This is a genomic window from uncultured Mycobacterium sp. (assembly GCF_964249325.1).
GTDB lineage: Bacteria > Actinomycetota > Actinomycetes > Mycobacteriales > Mycobacteriaceae > Mycobacterium.
Map to the genome: position 1 here is coordinate 7,307 of NZ_CAXUCH010000149.1, position 3,432 is coordinate 10,738.

Here is a 3,432-nt window from a genome sequence, read left to right on the forward strand (position 1 = left end):
TGCTTGCCATGGGTTGCGACGACCATGCTCGGGCTGCGGTTCACGGGGGGCCGCCGACGATTCTTTGCGCTGGTCTGTTGGGTGGCCCTAGCCGGATTGACGCCGACCGGGCTGATGCTGGCCGCGATCGTGGCTCTGGTGTGTACGGTGACGCGCGGCTCTGGCTATGGGCGCTGGCTGTGCGTGAGCGCCACGGTAGCGGTCGCCGTGGTGGCGGCGCTGCCATGGTTGACGGCGTCCGCGCTGGGCCCCTCGTGGGGTGTCCGTACCTGGGCTCAAGCTCCGGCGATTGGCGTGTTCGCCGCGCGCGCGGAACCCGGTCTGGGCACCCTGGGGAGCCTGGCCAGCCTCGGGGGGATCTGGAATGCCGAGGCCGTACCGACGTCGCGCACAACGACTTTCGCGATGGTGGCAGCTGCGGCGCTGCTAGCGGTGGTGGTGACGGGTGTGCCGGTGGTGATGCGCCGGGCGGCGGCGGTGCCACTGCTCGTGCTGGCGGCGGCTGCCGTGGTGGTGCCGGCGCTGCTGGCTACCGGGCCGGGCCTGGCGCTGTTGCGTGCGCTGGTCGACGCGGCTCCGGCATTCGCCGTGGTCCGCGACGGCCAGAAGTGGGTGGCGTTGGCAATGCCGGGATATGCACTGGCCGGAGCCGGCGCGGTGGTGAGCCTGCAGCGTTGGCTGCGGCCGGCGGTGACGGCGCTGGCGTGCTGTGTCGTGCTGATAGCAGGCCTGCCCGATCTGTGCTGGGGGGTTGGCGGCAAGGTGCAGCCGGTGCAGTATCCCGTCGGCTGGCGCGCGGTGTCGTCGCTGATCAACCACGACCCCGGCCCGGTGGCGGTATTGCCGGCCGGCACCATGCGGCGCTTCTCCTGGTCGGGTCGGGCACCGGTACTGGACCCGCTGCCCCGCTGGCTGCGCGCCGATGTGCTGACCACCGGTGACCTGACCGTTTCGGGCGTCACCGTTCCCGGCGAAGGCACCCACGCGCGCGCTGTGCAGGCCTTGTTGCTGGCGGGGGTCGATCCCGGCGCGCTGCGCGATGCGGGCGTGGCTTGGCTGGTCGTCGAGTCAGGAACCGCAGGCGACATGGGTGCCGCGGCCCGCACCCTCGACTTGCTGCCTCCGGTCTACCGTGACCATGACCTGGCGCTGTACCGGATCGGCGCCCACCGCGTAAGCACCTTGGCGGACAACAGATTTGCGGTGCTCCTCGCGCATTTGGCGTGGCTAGGATTACTCGTTGGTGGCGCTGTCGGGTCGATCGCCACCGGCTGGCGTCGAACCGGTCTCTTGCCTACACCAGGCCGCTGATGCGCTGTCCGGCGTGCACCGCCTCCAGCACGCCACGCATTGCGTCAGCGCTTTGCCGCCACGAGAATTCACCGCAGCGGATCTGCGCCTTGCCGCCGAGTTCGTCGCGCAATACCGGGTCGGCCAGTAGTTGTTCGAGCCGGTTGACCAGCTCGTCGCGGTCATCGACCAATATCCCGGTCACCCCGTCGACGATGGAGTCGGATAGTCCACCGGAGGACCGGTAGCCGATCGTAGGCACCCCATGCTGGCCAGCCTCGACCACGGCCAGACCCCACCCCTCTTTGCGCGACGGCAACATGTGTACCCAAGACCGTTGCACGACATGATGCTTCGTCACGTCGTCGACATGGCCGTGAAATGTCACCGCGTCGGTGATGCCCAGCCGCGCCGCGTGGCCGACCAGGCGCGCCCGCCACCACCCGCCGCCGACGATGTCGAGATGTAGATCCGGGATGCGTGGCCGCAGCGCCGCCACCGCGTCCAGGGCGTGCTCGATCTGCTTGTGCGGAACCAGCCGCGATAACACGACCACGCGGGGCGAAGCCGCACGTGGCCCGGTCAGGGTCTGCGCCGGCGCCTCGTCAAGCCCGTTGCGCACTACCGCGATCCGCTCATTGCCTACGCCGAGATCGACGAGGTCGCGAGCTGACGGCAGCGATACCGTCACATACTGATTCCGCCGGTACACGCGCGGCGACAGCTTCGACTCGACGAACCAGCCGAGTCGGCCGAGCATCGGACCGGCCACCGGCCACTGCTCGCGGTGGCAATGGTGCACCAGCAGCGCGACTCGCTGGCCGTACAGCAGTCGGGCCAGGAACGGCAAGCCGTTCTGGGTGTCGATCACCACGTCGGGCCGCACCCGCCGCAGCGGCCCTAGCCCCAGCCGGGCGGCAGCCATCGCCAGCAGTGCCCACACGTAGACCGAATACCGGCCGCCGGCACGGCTGATCCGTACACCGTCGATCGCCTCGCCTCGCGGCGCGCCCGGGTAGCGCGCGGTCCGCAGCGTCACGGTCACACCGGAGGCGACCAGCTGGGCGCCGATGCGTTGTAGGTAGGCTTCGCTGCCGCCGCCCTGCGGGTGACCGGTGTCCCGCCAGCACAGCAGCAATACCGCGCTGATACTTCGGGATTGCTGGCCGTTGGGCTCAGGTTGCGCGGCAGACATTGGCTGACAGCCTAACGTGGGCCAGGTGGCGGTTACCGACATCGTCGCTCGGCGGGCGACACTGTCCCGCTCGTTGCGACTGCTGTCGGAGTTTCGCTACGAGCAGTCGGCGCCGGCCCGGTTCTATGGCGCACTGGCCGCCGACACTGTGACGATGGTCGTCGACTTGTGGCACGCCACCCATGCCGGCCCGCTGGCTGGCCGTACGGTGCTCGATGTCGGGGGCGGACCGGGATATTTCGCGGCAGCCTTCGCCGATGCCGGTGCTCACTATCTCGGCGTGGAGCCGGACCCCGCCGAGATGCATGCGCCCGGACCGGCGACCCGCGACGAATCCGGAGTATTTGTACGGGCGTCGGGCATGGCGCTGCCCTTCGCCGACGACAGCGTGGACATTTGCCTGTCGTCCAACGTCGCCGAGCACGTGCCGCGACCCTGGCAACTGGGCAACGAGATGCTGCGGGTGACCAAGCCGGGCGGCCTGGCGCTGCTGTCTTACACCGTGTGGCTGGGCCCATTCGGCGGCCATGAGATGGGCCTGACGCACTACCTCGGGGGGGCTCGCGCCGCAGCACGCTACTCCCGAAAACACGGTCATCCGGCCAAGAACAACTATGGGTCGTCACTTTTTGCGGTGTCGGCAGCCGACGGGCTGAAGTGGGCGGCCAGCACCGGCGCGCTGGTGGCCGCTTTCCCCCGCTACCACCCGCGATGGGCGTGGTGGATGACGTCCGTGCCGGTACTACGTGAGTTTCTGGTGAGCAACTTGATGCTGGTGCTGCGACCACAGTAAGCCGACGATGTCACTTGACTGAAACGTGTTCTCGTTTTGCCGCCGGCTGGGTAGGGTGGCGGGCATGAGCGACAGCCAGAAGACCGAGTACGACAAGCTGTTCATCGGCGGCAAGTGGACAGAACCGTCGACGTCAGACGTGATCGAAGTGCAC

Annotated in this window: 2 protein-coding genes and 2 pseudogenes (1 of these 4 running past the window's edge); 3 read left to right on the top strand and 1 reads right to left on the bottom strand. The window is 68.7% G+C overall.

Translation table 11 applies throughout. From position 1 onward, the window contains the following. Positions 1-1,311 (top strand): annotated as a pseudogene (locus ACFE99_RS17105) (hypothetical protein) (it extends 392 nt beyond the left edge of the window). Here ACFE99_RS17105 and ACFE99_RS17110 read toward each other — a convergent pair. After that, on the bottom strand, positions 1,295-2,485 hold the full coding sequence (locus ACFE99_RS17110) for a glycosyltransferase family 4 protein (protein ID WP_375487346.1): 1,191 nt from the start codon (positions 2,483-2,485) through the stop codon (positions 1,295-1,297). The pseudogene ACFE99_RS17105 and the gene ACFE99_RS17110 sit on opposite strands and share 17 nt — an antisense overlap. A gap of 25 nt (positions 2,486-2,510) precedes the next feature. Between ACFE99_RS17110 and ACFE99_RS17115 the strand changes: the two genes are divergently transcribed. After that, entirely contained in the window at positions 2,511-3,278 is a 768-nt protein-coding gene (locus ACFE99_RS17115) for a class I SAM-dependent methyltransferase (RefSeq protein ID WP_375487348.1), read from the top strand. Positions 3,279-3,342: 64 nt separating this feature from the next. Beyond that, positions 3,343-3,432 (top strand): annotated as a pseudogene (locus ACFE99_RS17120) (aldehyde dehydrogenase); the annotation flags it as partial.

Bases quoted from the DNA above. Each gene is read 5' to 3' on its own strand.
- ACFE99_RS17110 (WP_375487346.1), bottom strand. From the start codon at position 2,485: ATGTCTGCCGCGCAACCTGAGCCCAACGGCCAGCAATCCCGAAGTATC.